Here is a 20,677-nt window from a genome sequence, read left to right as displayed (position 1 = left end):
CCGGGATGCAGCCACGGACGTCCGCGGGCTCCGGGACACCGGTGGCCATCGTCGGGATGGCCGCGTTCTTCCCCGGCGCGCGGGACCTGGACAGCTACTGGCACAACATCGTCAACGGGGTCGACGCGATCGGCGACGTACCGGCCGACCGCTGGGACAGGGAGTTCTACGCGCCCGACGGGCCCAGGCGAAGCGACCGGGTGTACTGTCGGCGCGGCGGATTCGTCGACCAGGAAGCCGAGTTCGATGTCACCCGGTTCGGCATCATGCCCACCTCCGTGGCGGGCACCGAACCCGACCAGCTGATCGCGCTCGATGTCGCCCACCGCTCCATCGAGGACGCCGGCGGGGACCCCGTACTCCCCGCCGACCGGCAGCGCGCCGGGATCGTCCTCGGCCGCGGCGGCTATCTGACGCCCGGTCTGGTCCGGCTCGACCAGCGGGTGCGTACGGCCGGCCAGCTCGTCCGTACGCTCCGTGAGCTGGCGCCCGAGCTCGGCGAGGACAGGATCGAGGAGGTACGGGCCGCCTTCTCCGCCCAACTCGGCCCCGAGCAGCCGGAGTCGGCCATCGGGCTGGTGCCCAATCTGGCCGCCTCGCGCGTCGCCAACCGGCTCGATCTGCGCGGCCCCGCCTACACCGTGGACGCCGCCTGCGCCTCCTCGCTGGTGGCGGTCGACCACGCGGTCCGTGAACTGGCGGCCGGGCGTTGTGATGTCATGCTGGCCGGCGGTGTGCACCACTGCCACGACATCACCCTCTGGAGTGTGTTCAGCCAACTCGGCGCGCTCTCGCCGAGCGAGCGGATCCGTCCGCTGCACGCCGGCGCCGACGGGGTGCTCATCGGTGAGGGCACCGGTGTCGTGGTGCTCAAGCGGCTCGCGGACGCCGAGCGGGACGGCGACCGTGTCTATGCCGTGGTGTCCGGGACGGGAGTGGCCGGCGACGGCCGCTCCGCCAGCCTCTTCAACCCCGACCCCGGCGGCCAGATCCGCGCGGTACGCCAGGCGTGGGACGCGGCGGGCCTCGACCCGCGCGCGGCCGACGCCCTCGGGCTGCTGGAGGCACACGGCACCGCCACCGTCGCCGGTGACCGCGCCGAACTGACCACGCTCGCCGAGGTGTTCGGCCCGGCCCTGGGCGAGCGGGCGGCCATCGGCTCGGTGAAGTCCATGATCGGGCACACCATGCCGGCGGCGGGGATCGCCGGGCTGATCAAGGCGGCGCTCGCGATCCACCACGGGGTGCTGCCCCCGACCCTGCACTGCGACGAGCCGAATCCGGCACTGGACGGCACCCGGTTCGCCCCGCTCGCGACAGCCAGGCCCTGGGCGGAGCCCGCGACCGGCGCCCCGCGCCGGGCGGGCGTCAACGCCTTCGGCTTCGGCGGTATCAACGCCCATGTGGTGCTTGAGCAGCCGGCCACCGCCCCGGCCGCGCGAAAGGCCCGTACGACGGTGACCGAGCCCGAGCGGGTGCTGCGGCTCGCCGCGGCGAGCACCGCGGAGCTGGCCGGAGTGCTGGCCGCCGACGACTCCACCGTCCTCGCGGCCGGGCTCGACGAGCGGGCTGCGGCGGCCGGGTCCGTACGGCTCGGTATCGTCGACCCGACCGCCCGTCGGCTGAAGCTGGCACGCAAGGCCGTCACCAAGGGCACCGCCTGGCGTGGCCGCAGCGATGTGTGGTTCAGTCCGCGCCCACTGCTCGGTCCGGCCGGCGGTGGACGGACCGCGTTCGTCTTCCCGGGCCTCGAAGCGGAGTTCGAGCCCCAAGTGGCCGAACTGGCCGAGCGGTTCGGTCTCTCATGGTCGGCCGGCGAGAACGCCAGGGTCGGTGATGTGGGACGCCACGGGGCCGCGGTGTTCCAGCTCGGGCGTGTCCTCGACACCGCGCTGCGCAGGCTCGCCGTCGTGCCCGACGCGGTCGCCGGGCACAGCGTGGGGGAGTGGACCGCCATGGCCTGCGGCGGCATCCACGCCGCCGACGAGGTGGACACCTTCCTCGCGGGCTTCGACCCGGACGCGCTGCGCGTCCCCGGCGCGGCCTTCGCCGTGCTCGGCATGCCCGCCGACAAGGTGCTCGCCGAGCTGGGCGGACGTAGCGACGTGGTGCTCTCGCACGACAACGCGCCGAACCAGTCGATGATCTGCGGCCCCGAGGAGGCCGTCGGCGAACTGGTGCTGCGCTTCCGGGGCCAGGGCGTCATCGGGCAGGTGCTGCCGTTCCGGTCCGGCTTCCACACCCCGATGCTCGCGCCGTACCTCGATCCGATCCGGCGCGCGGCGGAGACGTACACCCTCCACCCTCAGACCACCCCGGTCTGGTCCGCGACCACTGCCGCGCCCTACCCGGCCCAACCGGCCGCCGTACGGGAGCTGTTCGTCCGGCATCTGCTCGAACCGGTGCGGTTCCGGCTCATGATCGCCGCGATGCACGAGGCGGGGTACCGCGCGTTCATCCAGCTGGGCGCGGGGCAGCTCGGCTCGCTGATCGACGACACCCTGGCGGGCGAGGACCGGCTCGTCGTCTCCGCCCACTCCACGGCCAGGGACAGTCTGGCGCAGCTGCGCCGGGTGGTCACCGCTCTCTGGGTGGACGGCGCCGCTCCCGATGTCGCGCCCCTGCTGGGGCCCGTGACCGCGACGGCGGTCCGTACGGCGACCGCGACCACGCGGCCCGCCCGGCCAGGAGTACGTCTCGATCTCGGCGGGGCGCTCGTCTCGCTGCCCGAGGAGACCAGGAAGGCACTGACCGGGAGCCTTTCCAGGCCCGTCACGCCCGCGGCCTCGCCCGCGCTCGCCGTCGCCGACGGCGGGGCGCTGGAACTGCTCGGCCGGGCCGGCGCGCGGTTCCCCGTGGCCGCCGAACTCTCCGCGCTGCTGCACGACACCGCGGCCGTCGCGAACGAACTCATCGGCGCGGGCGGCACGCCACGGCGCCCCGCACCGGCCCGCCGGGGACCCTCGACGGGCACGCCCCCGCCGGGCCCGGCCCCCGCCCCGGCCCTGGCGCCGGTCCCCGAGGTACTGCGGGTGGACGTCGCCACGATGCCGTATCTGCTCGACCACTGCTTCTTCCGGCAGCGCCCGGGATGGCCCGACGAGGCCGACCGCTGGCCGATCGTGCCCGCCACCACCGTCATCGGCCATCTCATGGAGATCGCCGAACGCGCCGTGCCCGGCACGCGGGCCGTCGCCGTGCACGAGGTACGGCTGCTGAAATGGATCGAGGCCATGCCGTCCGTCGACGTACCCGTGGTGGTACGGCGGCAGGCGCCGGACCGGGTCGAGGTGAGCCTGACCGGCTACTCCCGGGCAGTGGTCGAAGTGGCCCCGCGCTATCCGGCGGCGCCCGCGCCGTGGCCGGTGGACCCGGCCGCCGAACGCGCCCCCGGCCTGCGGGCCGAACAGCTCTACAGCGAACGGTGGATGTTCCACGGGCCGCGCTTCCAGGGCGTCAGCGAACTGACCGCCCTCGGCGATCTGTCGGTACGGGGCGTCATCACCGCGCCGGACGCCCCCGGCGCCCTCCTCGACAACGTCGGACAGCTCCTCGGCTACTGGATCATGGCGACGCTCACCGAGCGCACCACGGTCTTCCCGATCGGGATGGACCGGATCCGGTTCCACGGGCCGGAACCCAAGCCGGGCGAGCGGCTGGACTGTCTGATCCGGATCACCGAGGTCACCGACCTCACCCTCACCGCGGACATGCAGCTGGTCCACGAGGGCCGGGTCTGGGCGGAGTTCACCGGGTGGCAGGACCGGAGGTTCGACACCGACCCCAACATCCGTGCGGTGGACCGCTTCCCCGGCGAGAACACGCTCTCCACGGCCGAGCCCGAGGGCTGGACGACGGTGCACGAGCGCTGGCCCGATCTGGCCACCCGCGAGCTGATCATGCGCAATATGCTCGGTGGCGCCGAACGCGCCGGCTATGACGCACTGCCCCCTGTCCGCCGTCGTCAGTGGCTGCTCGGCAGGGTCGCCGCCAAGGACGCGGTCCGCGGGCTCCTGTGGCGGGAGGGCGCGGACGAGATCTATCCGGCCGAGATCGCCGTACGCAACGACGACACGGGGCGGCCCCTCGCCCAGGGGGTGCACGGACGCGCGCTGGGCGAGCTGACCGTGTCGATCGCCCACTGCCGCGAGACCGGAGTGGCCATCGCCCGGCGCGGATCGTGCGGGATCGACATCGAGGAGATCACCGAACGGCCGGGATCCGCCGCCGAGATGGCCTGCGACAGCGGCGAACTGGCCCTGCTGGAGCAGCTGGTGGCAACGGACCCGGACAGCGGGCCCGGCTGGTTCACCCGGTTCTGGACGGCCAAGGAGGCCGTGGCCAAAGCACGCGGTACCGGTCTGCGCGGCAGACCCCGTGACTACCGCGTGGTGGCGGCGGACGCGGAGAGGCTGCGCGTGGTGACCGAGGGCCGCGCGTACGAGGTGAGTGTGCGGCAGGTGGCCAATCCACCGGGACTGCCCGAGCGGCGGTACATCGTCGCCTGGACGACCGATGACAACGAGACAGGAGAGTCTGATGAGCACTGAGGCGATCGAGATCATGACCACGGCGCCGCTGGAGACCGATGATGCCGCTGTGCTGGCGGACATCACCCGGATGCTGCGCGAACTGCTGGCGGAGGACGGTCTCGACGACGCCGAGATCAGCCGGGAGACCACCTTCCACGACGATCTCGAACTGGAGAGCATCGATCTGGTGACGCTCGCCGGCATCCTGCGCGAGCACTACGGGGACCGGGTCAACCTCGCCCTGTTCATCGCCGATCTCGAACTCGACGAGATCATCGCCCTCACCGTCGGTGAGCTGGCCGACTATGTCGCGGCGTCGCTGCGCTCCACCGCCACCGGACAGGGCTGAACCGATGACGAAGATCCGTACCGGCGAGATCACCACACATGTGCAGCGGCTCCCCGCCGCCACCCGGCCCGCGGACGGCGGTGAGACGCCCGTCGTCGTGTTCGTGCACGGTCTGCTCACCGACAGCCTGGCCAGCTACTACTTCACCCTGGGCCCGGCCTTCGCCGCCGCGGGCTTCGACGTGATCATGTACGACCTGCGTGGCCACGGCCGCAGCGACCGGCCGGCCACCGGCTACCGTCTGGAGTCCTTCGTCGCCGACCTCGCAGGACTGCTCGACGCGCTCGGCGAGACCCGCCGGGTACATGTCGTCGGCAACTCCTTCGGCGGTACGGTGGCCGCCGCGCTCGCCGCGTGGCACCCCGACCGGGTCGCCACGGTCACCATGATCGAGTCCGAGCCGCCGGTCGCGGAGTGGACCCGGCACATGGCCGACGGGCTCGCGGACGCCAAGAGCCAGCTCGCCCGCGAGGATGTCATCGGCTGGATCTCCGCCCATCACGGCGCGCACACCGCCCGGCTGTCCCGGGGCGCCGGCCGTATCCTGCGGGTCACCACCCTCGCCGAGGACATCCCCGCCGGACGCGTCATCGACGACGATCTCTCCGCGCTCGACTGCCCGGTCCTGGCCATCTTCGGCGACGAGTCCGGCCTCAGCGCCCAAGTGGACTCCCTGGAAGCCAAGTTGGCCAACTGCCGCACCGTGGTCCTGGCCGAGCAGGGCCACTCCGTACTCGTGGAGCGCACCGAGGAGACCCGGGACCTGATCCTGGAGTGGGTACGGGAACACACCCTCGCCGGGGCGGTGCGGTGACCCGCTTCCTGCTCGTCGTCCCACCCCTGGTCGGACATGTCAACCCGCTGGTCGGGGTGGCCGGTGAACTCGCCAGGCGGGGGCACCCGGTGGCGTGGGCGGGCCAGGCCGACCAGATCCGCCGGCTCGCCGGCCGGGACGCCACGGCGCTCGACTGCCCCATGCCCGAGAACGGACTGGTCAGGCCGCCGGAGCTGACCGGACCCGCCGCCTTCAGATTCCTGTGGGAGGAGTTCTTCGTCCCGCTGGCCGACCTGATGGCGCCCGGAATCGAGGACGCCATCGACGCGTTCCGGCCGGATGTCGTCCTCGGCGACCAGCACGCCGTGGCGGGCGCGCTGATCGCGGAGCGCAGGGGCATCCCCTACGTCACCTCCGCGACCACCTCGGCCGAACTCATCGACCCGCTGGCGGGGTTGCCCAAGGTGGCCGCCTGGCTCGATGAGCTGCTCGGCGCGCTGCGCGCGCGCATCGGCGACCCCGCGAGCACGGCCGACCCCCGGTTCTCCCCGTACGGTGTCATCGCCTTCACCGGGCGCGAACTGCTCGGTGACGCGCCGCTGCCCTGGGAGCGGACACATCTGGTCGGACCGGCCATCGCGCCGCGCGCCGACCGCTCGGACTTCCCGTGGGAGGAACTGGATCCGGGGCGCCCCACCGTGCTCGTCTCGCTCGGTACGGCCAACGCGGACGCCGGCGGCCGGTTCCTGGCGGAGGCCGTCACCGCCCTCGACGGGCTGGGGGACGCGGTACAGGGTGTCGTGGTCGACCCCGGCCGTACGCTCTCCACGGTGCCACCTGGCATCCTCGTACGCGCCCACGTACCCCAACTCGATCTGCTGGCACGGGCCGACGCCGTCGTCTGCCACGCCGGACACAACACCGTGTGCGAGTCGCTGTGGCACGGGCTGCCGCTCGTCCTCGCCCCCATCCGCGACGACCAGCCCATCGTCGCGCAACAGGTGGTCGACGCGGGCGCGGGGGTGCGGGTCCGCTTCAACCGGGTGAACGCCGCCCGGCTGGCGACGGCCGTCGAGACCGTACTGGACAGCGCCTCCGGCCATCGCGCGGCCGCCGAGGCGATCGGCCGGTCCTTCCGCGCGGCGGGCGGCCATGTCACCGCCGCCGACCACTTGGAGCGGATCGCGGCGCACCACGCACCCGTCCCCGCGACCCACTGAACACCCCACTCCCCACCCCCACTCCCCGCCCCATCTCCCCACCGGCGACCCCCCTCCCGACCAGCGAACCCGGACCCCCCATGACAACGGTTTCCGCTCCTCCCACGACTGCCGGGACCCCTCGGCCACCCGCGCAGGCCCAGCCCCCCGAGCCGCCCGCGACGCCTCCGCTGCGCGTACTGCTGCGCTACGCCCGCCCGCACCGGACGGTGCTGCTCGCCACATTGCTCCTCGTGCTGGCCGCCAGCGCCGCCGGACTCGTCCAGCCGCTGGTGGCCCAGCACGTGCTGGACGGACTGAGCGACGGGCGCGGGGTGCTCGGCCCCGTGCTGCTGCTGGCCGCGCTCGTCGTCCTGGGCGCCGGGCTCACCGGACTCCAGTCCTGGTGGCAGCAGCGAACCTCGGAGCGGGTGGTCCGGCAGATCCGCCGCGACCTGGTGTTCCGGCTGATACGGCTGCGCGTTCCCGAGCTGGACCGGCGTCCTCCGGGCGACCTCATCTCCCGCGTCACCTCCGACAGCGCCCTCGTCCAGAACGCCGCCACCGAGGGGCTGGTGATGGTCTCCAACGGAGTGCTCAGCATTCTCGGCGCGGTGGCACTGATGGGCGTGGTGCATCTGGGACTGCTCGGGGTCACCGCCGGCGTGCTGATCGCCGTCGCGCTGGTGATGGTGCTCGTCCTGCCCCGGATCCGTGAAGCGGTCGCCCGCGCGCAGGAGTCGGTCGGCGCGGTGGGCGCCGCACTGGACCGTACGCTCGGCGCCGCCAGGACCGTCAAGGCCAACGGCGCCGAGGGCAGGGAGACCGAACGCGCCGCGGCGGCCATCGAGGGCGCCTACCGCGCCGGACTGTCGGGCGCACGCCATGTCGCGCTGGTGAAGGTGCTCTCCGGGGTGTCCATCCAGGCGGCGTTCCTCGCGGTGCTCGGCGTGGGCGGCGCGCTGGTGGCCTCCGGCGACCTCGAAGCCTCCGCCCTGATCGCCTTCCTGCTGTACGTGTTCTATCTGGCGAGCCCTGTCGGCTCCCTGGTCGCCGGGCTGAGCATGCTGCAACAGGGGCTCGGCGCCGTCGGCCGTATCGAGCAGGTCAAGCACATGCCGGTCGAGGACGATGTGGACGACCCGCACACCGCCGCCGTGGCCGCGCCCGGCGCGCCGCCGGTCGAGTTCCGGGACGTACGGTTCGCCTACCCGGGCCGCGCGCCCGCCCTGCGCGGTATCTCGTACACCGTCGCCGGCGGCACCCAGACCGCGCTGGTCGGACTCTCCGGTGCGGGCAAGACCACGATGTTCGCCCTGCTCCAGCGCTTCCACGAACCGGCCGCGGGACAGATCCTGATCGACGGCGTCGACATCGCCACCCTGCCCCGGTCGGAGGTGCGCAGGCGCATCGCCTATGTGGAGCAGGAATCGCCGGTGATGGCCGGCACCATCGAGGACAATCTGCGCTATGCCGCGACCGGCGCGTCGGACGAGGACATCGCGGAGGTCCTGCGGCTCACCCGGCTCGACTCCCTGATCGACCGGCTGCCCGAGGGACTGCGCACCGAGGTCGGCAACCGCGGTGTGACACTGTCGGGCGGTGAGCGGCAGCGGCTGGCCATCGCGCGTGCGCTGCTGCGCCGGCCGGAGGTGCTGCTCCTGGACGAGGCCACCGCCCAGCTCGACGCGAGCAACGAACAGGCGCTGCGGGAGGCGGTGGACCAGGCGGCCAGACGCTGCACCGTGATCCTGATCGCACACCGGCTGTCCACCGTGACCGGGGCCGACCAGATCGTGGTCCTCGAACACGGTCTGGTGCGCGCCGCGGGAACCCACGCGGAGCTGGTCGAGGCCGATGTCCTCTACCGCGAACTCGCCTCCTCCCAGATGCTGGTGAGCGAAGGCGATGTGGGCGTCGACGCGTGGGCGGCCGACGCGCCGCGCTGACCAGAGGGAAACGGCGCGGGACAGGGCACAGGGGATACGGCAGTGGGGGCGTTCCGCGGAAGAAAGCGGAACGCCCCCACTTATGTGATCGACAGGCCGGTCGGCCGGTCGCTCCGTCAGCCGGTGAGGGCGTTCAGAGCGGCCAGATAACCGTCGCGGTGGCCCGCGGTGTTCGGGTGGTAGGACTCGTTAATCTTGTCCCATTCCAGGCTGGTGACCCAGGTGGAACTGGACGAGCAGATCGTGTGCGGGTCGAATACCGGTCGGGCGTCCAGGAATTCAAAACCGGCGGCCGCCGCACGGGCGGACATGACGGAGGCCAGGGTGTCGGCCGCTGAGTTCAGCGCGGTACGTTCGGTGTCACTCAGTCCGAAAATGCCGCAGGAACCCCCGATGGTGTAGAGCCGGGGATATCCGATGACGATGACTCTCGCGTTGGGCGCGGCGGCGCGCACCGCGCTGTAGGTCCTCGCGAGCGCCGGGGACAGAGCCGACTCCGCCGCCTGCTTCGCCAGCGCGACGCCGTTGAGGCAGTCCCGGTCGTCGATGGTGAGGATGCAGTTGGTCAGTACGTCGACAAAGCCGACATCGTTGCCGCCGACCTGCAACGTCACCAGTGTCGTGTCCGCGGTGAGCTGCGGGATCTGGGAGCTGATCACCTCGGCCGTGGTCGCACCAGAACACGACGCCTCGACGAACGCCACCGAGCTGTGCTGAGCCGCCCACAGCCGCGGGTAGGCCAGCGGGCCCCGGCGGCACGCGTGGTTGGGGTCGTCGTAGGTACGGGTGCCGGGAGCGACCGCGTACGAGTCACCCATCGCCACGTACTTACCGTTGGCCGCGTATGCGGACGGCGAGATCGTGACCGCGGCGACGATGGCCAGAAAGACGGCGAACAGTGCCTTTATTGAACGCACGGAGATGCTTCTCCAGGGGTGGGGGGACAAGGACCCCACTTGGATAGCAGTTCACGGCGGCGAGTGACGATGGATTCAATGAAAAACTGATGACGTTTCATGTGTCACATGGATCGCGGTGGCCACCAGGCCCCGTTCCGCGATCCAACGGCCCTGGAATTCACCGATATGACGGTCGTTCACGAAGGGGCCCGGTACCAGAAGCCTTGCCTGAAAGGTCCGTTCGACCGGATCGATGTCGATTTCCGCCTCGGAGAAGTCGAGTTCGCGTTCGGTGAGCGGATACCACACCTTGAAAACGCTTTCCTTGGCGCTGAAAATCAGCCGGTCATAGCTGACCCCGGGGTGACGTTCGGTGAGGGCCGCGATCAGGGTTCGCTCGGCCGGCAGCGTGATGACGTCCAGCACACCGTCGGGCAGCGGCGCGTCGGGCTCCGCGTCGATGCCGAGCGCCACCGTTTCCCCGGACCTGGCCACCACCGCGGCGCGGTAGCCGTCGCAGTGCGTCATGCTGCCGACGATGCCTTCCGGCCACTGGGGCGCCCCGCGCCGGTTGGGCAGCAGCGGTACGGGCCGCTGCCCGAGACGGCGCATCGCGCGCCGGGCCAGGAACCGTACGGTGGTGAACTCCCGCTGCCGTTTGGGAACCGCGTTCGCCACCAGCGCCTTCTCCTGCGGGAACAGTTCTTCGCCCGGCTCGTGCCCGTCGTCGTACGCGGCCTCGGCGGCGACCGCGGCGGGCAGCACCTCCCCGATCACCGGGCCACCTCTCCGGCCGGCTCGGGCAGGATCTGGCGCAGCGGCTCCCGGGGTGGGCGTTTGCGCCACTCGCGCGGATAGCCGATCGACACCTCCTCGAAGCGCACCCCGTCGTGCCAGGTGACCCGGGGGATGTGCAGATGTCCGTAGACCACGGCGGCGGAACGGAAGCGCACATGCCAGTCGGCGGTCAGTTCGGTACCGCACCACTGGGCGAACTCCGGGTAGTACAGGATGCGCGTGGGGTCGCGGACCAGCGGGAAGTGGTTGACCAGAACCGTACGCAGGGACGGATCGATCGCCGACAGCCGGCGCTCGGTCTCCTCGACGCGCGACCAGCACCAGGCGTCCCGGCCCGCGAACGGGTCGGGGTGCAGGAAGTACTCGTCGGAGCAGACCACGCCCGCCTCATGGGCCAGCCGCAGCGATTCCTCCGTGGTGGTCGCGCCGGGCGCCCTGAAGGAGTAGTCGTAGAGCACGAAGAGCGGGGCGATCGCCACCGGACCGCCGGCGCCCCGCCAGACGGGATAGGGGTCCTCCGGGGTGGCGATGCCCAGCCCCCGGCACAGCTCCACCAGATGGAGATAGCGCTTCTCGCCGCGCAGATCGCACGGATCCTGTGGATGGGTCCACAGCTCATGGTTTCCCGGCGCCCAGATCACCTTCGCGAATCGCTCGCCGAGCAGCCGCAGCGCCCACTCGACATCGGCGTACTTCTCGGCGACATCGCCCGCGACGATCAGCCAGTCGTCGTCCGATGCCGGGCGCAGTTCCTCGACCAGAGCGCGGTTCTCGTCGTACACGACATGCAGGTCGCTGACGGCGAAGAGTTTTCCGTCGGGCACAATACCGTCCTTATCGGTCGGGCTCGCACGCCGGTGATCGGACCGGCGCGCTGACCCTTCGAGATTACGCGGAAGCGCGCGACGACACGTCAGCCACCGGAAACCACACCGTCGGCGGCCGGCCGGGGGGAGCCATGGGCGCGGGCGGCGTGCAGACGCGCGTAGGCGCCCTGTTCCCGGATCAGTTCGTCATGGGTGCCGCGCTCCACGATCCGCCCCGACTCCATGACCACGATCACATCGGCGTCGCGGATGGTGGACAGCCGGTGCGCGATGACAAAGCTGGTCCTGCCCGCGCGCAGGGTGTTCATGGCGCGCTGGATCAGCACTTCGGTACGGGTGTCGACGGAGCTGGTGGCCTCGTCGAGGACCAGCACGGCGGGCTGGGCGAGAAACGCCCGGGCGACCGTGATCAGTTGCTTCTCGCCCGCGCTCACACCGGCCGACTCGTCGTCGAGCACGGTGTCGTAGCCGTCCGGCAGGGTGCGGATGAAGCGGTCGGCGCAGGTGGCGCGGGCCGCCGCGACGATCTCCGCACGGCTGGCCCCGGCGCGGCCGTACGCGATGTTGTCGGCGATCGTGCCGCCGAACAGCCAGGTGTCCTGGAGCACCAGACCGAACCGCGCGCGCAGATCGTCGCGGGTCATCGTCGCGATGTCCGTGCCGTCGAGCAGGATCCGGCCCTCGTCGACCTCGTAGAACCGCATGAGGAGATTGCCCAGCGTGGTCTTGCCGGCGCCGGTCGGGCCGACGATGGCCACCGTGCTGCCGGGCTCCACGGTCAGGGAGAGATCATCGATCAGCGGGGACTCGGGGGTGTAGCGGAAACCGACGCGGTCGAACTCCACCCGTCCGGTGATCCGTTCCGGCCGGACGGGATGGACCGGGTCGGGGCCCTGTTCCTCGGCGTCGAGCAGGGTGAAGACCCGTGCGGCGGAGGCGATCCCGGACTGTAGACGGCCCGCCACACTGGCGACCTGCACGATCGGCTGGCTGAACTGCCGGGAGTACAGGATGAACGCCTGTACGTCCCCGAGCGTCAGCGCGCCGCTCACCACCTTCCAGGCGCCCACCACCGCCACCACCACATAGCCGAGGTTGGCGATGAACATCATGGCGGGCTCGATGGTGCCCGAGGCGAACTGGGCCCTGGCGCCCGCCCGGTACAGCGCCTCGTTGTGCGCGTCGAACCGCCGCTCCGCCTGCTCGCGCCTGCCGAAGCCCTTGATCAGCGAGTGGCCCGTACAGACCTCCTCGACCTGGGCGTTCATCGAGCCGGTGGCCTCCCACTGCTCGGCGAACCGGGGCTGGGCGCGCTTGCTGATCCATGCCGCGAGCACCCCGGACACCGGCACGCTCGCCAGCATGATCAGCGCCAGGGACGGCGAGATCACCAGCATCAGGACGAGCATGGTGATGACGGAGAAGACCGAGGTGATCAGCTCGGCGAGGGTCTGCTGAAGAGTCCCCTGGAGATTGTCGACATCGTTGGTCGTACGGCTCAGCACCTCGCCCGCCGGATTGCGGTCGAAGTAGCGCAGCGGCAGCCGTCCCAGCTTCTCCTCCGCCTTCTCGCGCAGATCGAAGACCACGCGCTGCACGACGGCCGCGACCAGCCGGCCCTGCGCCAGCATGAACAGCGACGCCGCGACATACAGCACCAGCAGGAGCAGCAGCAGCCGCCCGACCGCGCCGAAGTCGACGCCCGCGGTGGTGACCGTGGGGGACGCGTCGCCGGATCCGGCCGGCAGACCGTCCACGATCAGGTCGGTGGCATTGCCGAGCAGGAGCGGACCGAACGCGTTGAGGACGATCCCGCCGATGCCCACCACAAGGGCGAAGGCGATCCGGGGCCGGTGCGGCCGGAGCAGGCCGAGGAGCCGGCGGCCGGGCCCTCGGGACTCAGTGGGACGGGGGCCGGCCGACGAGACCATGAACGGTCTCCTCCTCGGTGAGCTGGGAGAGGGCGATCTCACGGTAGGTGGCGCTGTCGCGCAGCAGTTCGTCATGGGTGCCGGTGCCGACCACGCGTCCGCCGTCCAGGACGACGACGCGGTCGGCGTACCGGACGGTGGCGACCCGCTGGGCGACGGTGATCACGGTCGACCGCGCGATCTCCGGCGCCAGCGCGGTGCGCAGCGCGGCGTCCGTGGCGTAGTCGAGCGCGGAGAAGCAGTCGTCGAAGAGATAGACGGCGGGCCTGCGCAGCAGGGTGCGCGCGATGGCGAGCCGCTGGCGCTGGCCGCCCGAGACATTCGTGCCGCCCTGGGAGATCCCGGCGTCGAGCCCGCCGGGCATGCCCGTGACGAACTCGGCGGCCTGGGCGATCCGCAGGGCGTGCCACAGCTCGTCGTCGGTGGCGTCCGGGTTCCCGAAGCGAAGGTTGGTCGCGACGGTCCCGGAGAACAGATACGGCTGCTGCGGTACGAAGCCGACGGTCCGGCTGAGGACATCGGGGTCCAGCCGCCGTACGTCGACGCCATTGACCCGTACCGCACCCTCCGTGACGTCGAACAGCCGCAGGACGAGGTTGAGCAGCGTCGTCTTGCCGCTGCCGGTGGAGCCGAGGATCGCCACGCTCTCCCCGGGGCCCGCGGTCAGATCGATCCCCTGGAGCACCGGCTTCTCCGCGCCCGGGTAGCGGAACTCCACCCCGCGCAGCTCCAGTTGGCCGATGTCCTCCGCCGCGGCCCGGGCCGGCTCGGACGGCGGGGAGAGACTCGTCGGCGTATCCAGGAGCTCCTGGATACGCGCCGCCGACACCTTCGCGCGCGGCACCGACAGGAACACGAACGCGACCATCACGACCGACATGAGGATCAGGGAGAGATAGCCGAGGAAGGCGCTGAGCGCGCCGATCCGTGTCGCCCCGCTGTCGATCCGGTGGGCGCCGACCCAGAGGACGGCGACCATGAACCCGTTCATGAGCAGCAGCACCACGGGCAGCATCGACGCGATGAGCCGGCCGACCCGCCGTGAGACCTCGTACAGCTCCGTGCTCGTACGGGTGAACCGCTCGCGTTCGTAGCCGTCCCGTACGAAGGAACGCACCACGCGTACGCCGGTGATCTGCTCGCGCAGCAGCCGACCGAGCCGGTCGAGATATGTCTGCATCCGCTCGTAGAGCACGCCCATCCGGGCCAGCAGCAGCCCGAACGCGACGGCGACAACCGCGACGAGGACCACCAGGATCAGCGCCAGCGGAACGTCCTGCCGAAGCGCGAGTACGACGCTCCCCAGACACATCAGGGGCGCGGCCACCACGATGCCGAAGCCCGACTGGGTCAGCGTCTGCACCTGCTGCACATCGTTGACCGTCCGGGTCAGCAGCGACGGCGTACCGAAGCGGCCCACCTCACGGGCGGAGAAGTCCAGCACCCGGCGGAAGACGACGCGGCGGAGGTCGCGCCCCATCGCCATCGCGGTACGGGAGGCCAGGGACACCGCGCCGATCGCCGCGGCGACCTGGACGAGCGCCAGGGCGACCATGACCGCGCCGAGCCGCGAGACATAGCCGCTGTCCCGCGCGACGACACCGTTGTCGATCAGGGCGGCGCCCAGCGTCGGCAGCAGCAGTGTGCCGAGGATCTGGATCAGTTGCAGGAGCACCAGCAGGGCCGCGGCTCGCCGGTACGGACGCACATGGGTACGCAGAAGTCCGAACAGCACGGAAAGACGCTCCGGTTGACAGTGCCGGCCCGAACGCCGACGCACACAGTGCACCGCATCACGGTCCCGAAAATTACTAGTGTTCCGTCTCTCCTGGCCTTCCTGACGGGGCTCCGACTCGGGAATTCCCTAGTAAGCACGGGATTTCTTGACACCGTGGTCGGCGGCTTGCGAGCGTGCCGATGTCTATCGTCCGGACAGAAGCGTATTCGATGCAAGGTCGTCGACCGAGCTCTGCGTTTGGGCGGTCTCTCCGTGGTCGAGAAGGGGTTGGTATGACCAAGCGTGCGCTGATCACCGGAATTACCGGGCAGGACGGTTCCTATCTGGCCGAGCATCTCCTGTCCCAGGGCTACCAGGTGTGGGGATTGATCCGAGGACAGGCAAACCCGCGAAAGTCCCGGGTCAGCCGTCTCGTCTCCGAACTCTCGTTCGTCGACGGTGATCTGATGGACCAGGGCAGTCTGGTCTCCGCCGTCGACACCGTGCAGCCGGACGAGGTCTACAACCTCGGCGCGATCTCGTTCGTGCCGATGTCCTGGCAGCAGGCGGAACTCGTCACCGAGGTCAACGGCATGGGCGTCCTGCGCGTCCTTGAGGCGATCCGGATGGTGAGCGGACTGAACGGCTCACGCACCGCGGGAGAGGGCCAGATCCGCTTCTACCAGGCGTCCTCCTCGGAGATGTTCGGCAAGGCCGCCGAGACTCCGCAGCGTGAGACGACCCTGTTCCATCCGCGCAGCCCGTACGGCGCCGCCAAGGCGTATGGCCACTTCATCACCCGCAACTACCGTGAGTCCTTCGGGATGTACGCCGTCTCCGGGATGCTCTTCAATCATGAATCGCCGCGCCGGGGCTCGGAGTTCGTGACCCGGAAGATCTCCCTCGCCGTCGCCCGGATCAAGCTCGGGCTCCAGGACAGGCTGCACCTCGGAAACCTCGACGCGGTCCGTGACTGGGGCTTCGCCGGCGACTATGTGCGCGCGATGCACCTCATGCTCCAGCCCGACGAGCCGGACGACTACGTGGTGGGCAGCGGCACCATGCACTCGGTACGCGACGCGGTGCGCATCGCCTTCGAACACGTCGGCCTGGACTGGCAGGACTATGTCGTCATCGACCCCGAGCTGGTCCGCCCCGCGGAGGTCGAGATCCTCTGCGCGGACAGCGAGCACGCCCGTACCAAGCTCGGCTGGAAGCCCAGCGTCGACTTCCCCGAACTGATGCACATGATGGTCGACGCCGATCTGAATCAGGTCTCCCGGGAACACGAATACGGGGACCTTCTGCTCGCCTCCAACTGGTAGCGGAACGAAGGCCGCGGAGGACTAGGGAATTCCCCTGGCGGTCCGTACGACACTCGCACATGGCTTCCCGCTAAAACGGCTGCGAAGCCATGTGGCTTTCTATTTTTCGCATTGCACGGCGAGCGCGAGATGCCCCGCGTGATTCATGTTCGGCCGCTGGCTGTCGAGATGGGTTGAGTTGAGATGGACAACGAACAGAAGCTCCGGGACTACCTCAAGCTGGCCACCGCCGATCTCCGACGGACGCGGCAGCGGGTCAATGAGCTGGAGAGCGCCGCCCAGGAGCCGATCGCCATCATCGGTATGACCTGCCGCTACCCCGGCGGTGTCCGCAGCCCGGAAGACCTCTGGCGGCTGGTCGAGGCCGGTGAGAACGGCATTACGGCGTTCCCCGCCGACCGCGGCTGGGACGTCGAGGCGCTCGCCTCGTCCACCACCTCGTCCGGCGGATTCCTGCATGACGCCCCCGACTTCGACGCGGACTTCTTCGGTATCTCGCCGCGCGAGGCCGTGGCGATGGACCCGCAGCAGCGTGTCGCGCTGGAGTCCGCCTGGGAGGCGCTCGAACGCGCGGGTATCGACCCGACCTCGGTCAAGGGCAGCCAGACCGGGGTGTTCATGGGCGCGATGGCCCAGGACTACCGGGTGGGCCCCGCCGACGGCGCCGAGGGGTTCCAGCTCACCGGCAACACCGGCAGCGTCCTGTCCGGACGTATCTCCTACACCCTCGGCACCGTCGGCCCCGCGGTCACCGTGGACACCGCCTGCTCCTCCTCGCTCGTGGCCGTCCATCTCGCCACCCAGGCGCTGCGCGCGGGGGAGTGCGCCCTCGCCCTGGCCGGTGGTGTCACCGTCATGTCGAGCCCCGGCACCTTCATCGAGATGGGCCGGCAGGGCGGCCTCTCCGCGGACGGCCGCTGCCGCTCCTTCGGGGACACCGCCGACGGCACCGGATGGGCCGAGGGCGTCGGTGTCCTCGTCCTGGAACGGCTCTCCGACGCCCGGCGCAACGGACACGGGATCCTTGCCGTGGTACGTGGCACGGCCGTCAACCAGGACGGCGCCTCGAACGGACTCACCGCCCCCAACGGCCCCTCCCAGCAGGAGGTCATCCAGCAGGCCCTGATCAACTCCCGGCTCTCCGCAGCCGAGGTCGACGCCGTCGAGGCGCACGGCACCGGCACCACGCTCGGCGACCCGGTCGAGGCAGGGGCCCTGCTCGCCACCTACGGGCAGGGCCGCGACGAGAACCGGCCCCTGCTGCTGGGCTCCGTGAAGTCGAACATCAGCCACACCCAGGCCGCCGCCGGAGTCGCCGGTGTGATCAAGATGGTCATGGCGATGCGCCATGGGGTGCTGCCGCGGACCCTGCTGGCCGACGAACCCTCCTCGCATGTCGACTGGTCGCGGGGCGCGGTCCGCGTCCTCACCGAGAACGCCCCCTGGCCCGAGACCGGCGCGCCCCGGCGCGCGGGCGTCTCCTCCTTCGGCATCAGCGGCACCAACGCGCACACCATCGTCGAACAGGCCCCGCCCGCCGACGGGACCGAGGAGGATTCCCCCGGGGACGGCGCGGGCATCGAGCCGGGCACCGTCCCCTTGCTGATCTCCGGACGGACCCGTCAGGCGCTGCGCGCCCAGGCCGCCGGGCTGCTGGCCGCGCTGGCGGCCGACCCCGCGGCGACCGTCCTCGACACCGCCTACTCACTGGCCACCACCCGGGCCGGCTTCGAGCACCGCGCCGTACTCATGGCCGCCGACCGCGACGGCGCGCTCGCCGCGCTGCGGGCGCTGGCCGAGGACGGGGAGACGGCGGGCCCGCCGCCGGGCGCGGTCCAGGGCGCCGCCCAGAGCGAGCGGAAGGTGGCGTTCCTCTTCACCGGCCAGGGCTCCCAGCGCCTCGGCGCCGGCCGTGAACTCCACGCCCGATTCCCGGTGTTCGCCCAGGCTCTGGACGCCGTCTGCGCCGCACTCGACCCGCTGCTGGACCGGCCGCTGCGCGAGGTGCTCTGGGGCGAGGACGCCGACGCGCTGAACCGTACCGAGTACGCGCAGCCCGCGCTGTTCGCCGTCGAGGTCGCGCTGTACCGGCTCGTCGAGTCCTGGGGCGTCAAGCCCGATTATCTGACCGGCCACTCGATCGGTGAGATCACCGCCGCCCATGTCGCCGGCGTGCTGTCGCTGACCGACGCGGCGACCCTCGTCGCCGCCCGCGGCCGGCTGATGCGGGCGCTGCCCGAGGGCGGCGCGATGATCGCCGTACAGGCCACCGAGGACGAGGTCACCCCGCTGCTGTCCGGCCACGAGGACACGGTGTCGATCGCCGCGGTCAACGGCCCCTCCGCCCTCGTCCTCGCGGGCGAGGAGAGCGCGGTCACCGAGATCGCCGGCCGCCTCGCGGACGGGGGTCGCAGGACCAAGCGGCTGACGGTCTCGCACGCCTTCCACTCGCCGCTCATGGAGCCGATGCTCGACGAGTTCCGCGCCGTGGTGGCCGGCCTGTCCCTCCAGGCCCCGCTGCTGCCGTTCGTCTCCAACCTCACCGGCGAGCCCGCCACCGTCGCGCAGGTGACCTCGGCCGACTACTGGGTGGACCATGTCCGGCGGGCCGTACGGTTCGCCGACGGCGTCGGCTGGCTCGCCGGCCACGGCGTCACCACCTTCCTCGAACTCGGCCCCGACAGCGTCCTGTCCGCGATGACCGAGGACTGCCTCGACGCGGCGGACACCGAGGACCACGCGGCCCTCCCCGCGCTGCGGGCAGGGCGCCCCGAGGCCGACACCCTCACCACCGCGCTGGCCGGACTGTACGTACGCGGCGTCACCGTCCGCTGGGCGGAGTACTTCGCGGGCACCGGCGCACACCGTCACGACCTGCCGACCTACGCCTTCCAGCGCCGCAGGTACTGGCCCAAGGGCGGCGCCCGCGACCAGTCGGCCGACCTGCGGGCCGCCGGGCTCGGCGCGGCGCATCACCCCTTGCTCTCCGCCGCCGTCTCCCTCGCCGACTCCGAGGGCGTCCTGCTCACCGGCCGTCTCTCGCTGCCGTCCCACCCGTGGCTCGCCGACCACGCGGTGCGCGGCACCACACTGCTGCCCGGCACCGCCTTCCTCGAACTCGCCCTGCGCGCGGGCGACGAGGTCGGCTGCGATCTGGTCGAGGAACTGACCCTGGCCGCGCCGCTGATCCTCCCGGAGCGGGGCGGCATCCAGGTCCAGCTGTGGATCGGCAACCCCGACGACTCCGGCCGCCGCACCGTCCATGTCCACTCCCGCCCCGAGGGAAGCGACGAGACGGCCTGGACGCGGCACGCCACCGGCGTACTGTCCGCCGACGGGCGGGCCGAGGAGCGGACCGCCGGGTTCGACGCGGCCGTCTGGCCCCCCGCCGGGGCCGAGCCCGTCGCCGTCGACGGTGTCTACGACCGGCTGGCCGACGACGGCTTCGTCTACGGTCCGGTCTTCCAGGGGCTGCGGGCGGCCTGGCGGCGCGACGGCGACGTGTACGCCGAGGTCGTCCTGCCCGAGGGCGCCGACGCCGACGCGGGCGCCTTCGGTCTGCACCCGGCGCTGCTCGACGCGGCGCTGCACGCGACGTCCTTCGTCGAACTCGGCGCACAGAGCCGCGGCGGACTGCCCTTCTCGTGGGAGGGCGTGTCGCTGCACGCGTCCGGCGCCACCGCGCTGCGGGTACGGCTCTCCCCGGTCGCCGAGGACGCGGTCTCCATCACCGTCGCGGACGGCTCGGGCGAGCCGGTCGTCTCCGTCGAGTCGCTGGTGCTGCGCGCGGTCGCGGCACAGCAGGCGGGCGCCGCCGCCACGGTCGCCCGCGACGCGCTGTTCGGCCTGGACTGGGTCCCCGTACGCGAGGGAACGCGGGCCCCCGAGTCCCTCGCCCTGGTCGGCCCCGACGCGTTCGGACTCGCCGGGCCCGAGGGGGCGGCGGGCACGCTCGCGGTCCATCCCGATCTGGCGGCGCTGGCAGCGGGCGAGGAACCGGTACCGGCCGTCGTACTCATGACGGTCGGTGGCACGTCAGGAGAGGACCAGGCCCGGTCGGCGTACACACGGACCGAAGAGGTCCTGGCGGCGGCGCGGGCCTGGCTCGCGGAGGCGAGGTTCACCGGATCCCGGCTGGTGTTCGTGACACGCGGCGCGGTGGGTGGCACCGATGTGGCATCGGCCGCGGTGTGGGGGCTGGTGCGCTCCGCCCAGTCGGAGCACCCCGGCAGCTTCGGCCTGGTCGACCTGGACCCGGCGGGGCCCGTCGCGCTCCCGCTCCTGGCGCTGGGTACGGACGAGCCGCAGCTGATCGTCCGGGACGGCGGGACCAGGGCCGGGCGGCTGGTGCGCAGGGCGCTCGGTGAGATCGGGGC

Annotated in this window: 12 protein-coding genes (1 of these 12 running past the window's edge); 7 read left to right on the top strand and 5 right to left on the bottom strand. The window is 71.5% G+C overall.

The features are described 5' to 3' along the window. The first annotated feature begins 5 nt into the window (after positions 1–5). The 5 genes from ABTZ59_RS21715 (at position 6) to ABTZ59_RS21695 (ending at position 8,804) form a co-directional block, all read left to right on the top strand. Entirely contained in the window at positions 6–4,550 is a 4,545-nt protein-coding gene (locus tag ABTZ59_RS21715) for a beta-ketoacyl synthase N-terminal-like domain-containing protein (RefSeq protein ID WP_351408810.1), read from the top strand. Continuing rightward, entirely contained in the window at positions 4,540–4,881 is a 342-nt protein-coding gene (locus ABTZ59_RS21710) for an acyl carrier protein (protein ID WP_351408799.1), read from the top strand. The genes ABTZ59_RS21715 and ABTZ59_RS21710 overlap by 11 nt, the downstream gene beginning before the upstream one ends. Positions 4,882–4,885: 4 nt before the next feature. Then, positions 4,886–5,695, top strand: a complete 810-nt coding sequence (locus ABTZ59_RS21705) for an alpha/beta fold hydrolase (RefSeq protein ID WP_351408792.1) — start codon at positions 4,886–4,888, stop codon at positions 5,693–5,695. Further along, positions 5,692–6,876, top strand: coding sequence for a glycosyltransferase (locus tag ABTZ59_RS21700; RefSeq protein ID WP_351408782.1), 1,185 nt, complete (start codon positions 5,692–5,694; stop codon positions 6,874–6,876). Before ABTZ59_RS21705 ends, ABTZ59_RS21700 begins: the two co-directional genes overlap by 4 nt. An 80-nt stretch (positions 6,877–6,956) precedes the next feature. Beyond that, a complete protein-coding gene (locus ABTZ59_RS21695; protein WP_351408773.1) occupies positions 6,957–8,804 on the top strand; it encodes an ABC transporter ATP-binding protein in 1,848 nt (615 codons plus the stop codon). Positions 8,805–8,920: 116 nt separating this feature from the next. Here the strand turns inward: ABTZ59_RS21695 and ABTZ59_RS21690 are convergent, their stop codons facing one another. The 5 genes from ABTZ59_RS21690 to ABTZ59_RS21670 form a co-directional block, all read right to left on the bottom strand. Further along, positions 8,921–9,721, bottom strand: a complete 801-nt coding sequence (locus ABTZ59_RS21690) for an SGNH/GDSL hydrolase family protein (protein WP_351408763.1) — start codon at positions 9,719–9,721, stop codon at positions 8,921–8,923. Positions 9,722–9,796: 75 nt separating this feature from the next. Next, the gene (locus tag ABTZ59_RS21685) at positions 9,797–10,480 is read right to left on the bottom strand and encodes a 4'-phosphopantetheinyl transferase family protein (RefSeq protein WP_351408739.1); all 684 of its coding nucleotides are present in this window, start codon (positions 10,478–10,480) and stop codon (positions 9,797–9,799) included. Further along, positions 10,477–11,325, bottom strand: a complete 849-nt coding sequence (locus tag ABTZ59_RS21680) for a metallophosphoesterase family protein (RefSeq protein WP_351408727.1) — start codon at positions 11,323–11,325, stop codon at positions 10,477–10,479. Before ABTZ59_RS21680 ends, ABTZ59_RS21685 begins: the two co-directional genes overlap by 4 nt. 89 nt (positions 11,326–11,414) lie before the next feature. Next, positions 11,415–13,259, bottom strand: coding sequence for an ABC transporter ATP-binding protein (locus tag ABTZ59_RS21675; protein ID WP_351408723.1), 1,845 nt, complete (start codon positions 13,257–13,259; stop codon positions 11,415–11,417). Beyond that, positions 13,228–14,994 (bottom strand): ABC transporter ATP-binding protein, encoded by a 1,767-nt coding sequence (locus ABTZ59_RS21670; protein ID WP_351408716.1) that lies wholly within the window; start codon positions 14,992–14,994, stop codon positions 13,228–13,230. Before ABTZ59_RS21670 ends, ABTZ59_RS21675 begins: the two co-directional genes overlap by 32 nt. 275 nt (positions 14,995–15,269) lie before the next feature. Between ABTZ59_RS21670 and ABTZ59_RS21665 the strand changes: the two genes are divergently transcribed. Beyond that, positions 15,270–16,301, top strand: coding sequence for a GDP-mannose 4,6-dehydratase (locus tag ABTZ59_RS21665; protein ID WP_351408705.1), 1,032 nt, complete (start codon positions 15,270–15,272; stop codon positions 16,299–16,301). A gap of 183 nt (positions 16,302–16,484) precedes the next feature. After that, on the top strand, positions 16,485–20,677 hold the beginning of the coding sequence (locus tag ABTZ59_RS21660) for a type I polyketide synthase (protein WP_351408697.1). 24,475 nt of this gene lie beyond the right edge of the window; only the first 4,193 of its 28,668 coding nucleotides appear in the window; its start codon is at positions 16,485–16,487; the stop codon falls past the right edge of the window.

The organism is Streptomyces sp. NPDC094034 (assembly GCF_040303865.1).
Taxonomy (GTDB): domain Bacteria; phylum Actinomycetota; class Actinomycetes; order Streptomycetales; family Streptomycetaceae; genus Streptomyces.
Note: the sequence above shows the minus strand (reverse complement) of the source record. Positions and strands in the feature narration are given on the sequence as shown.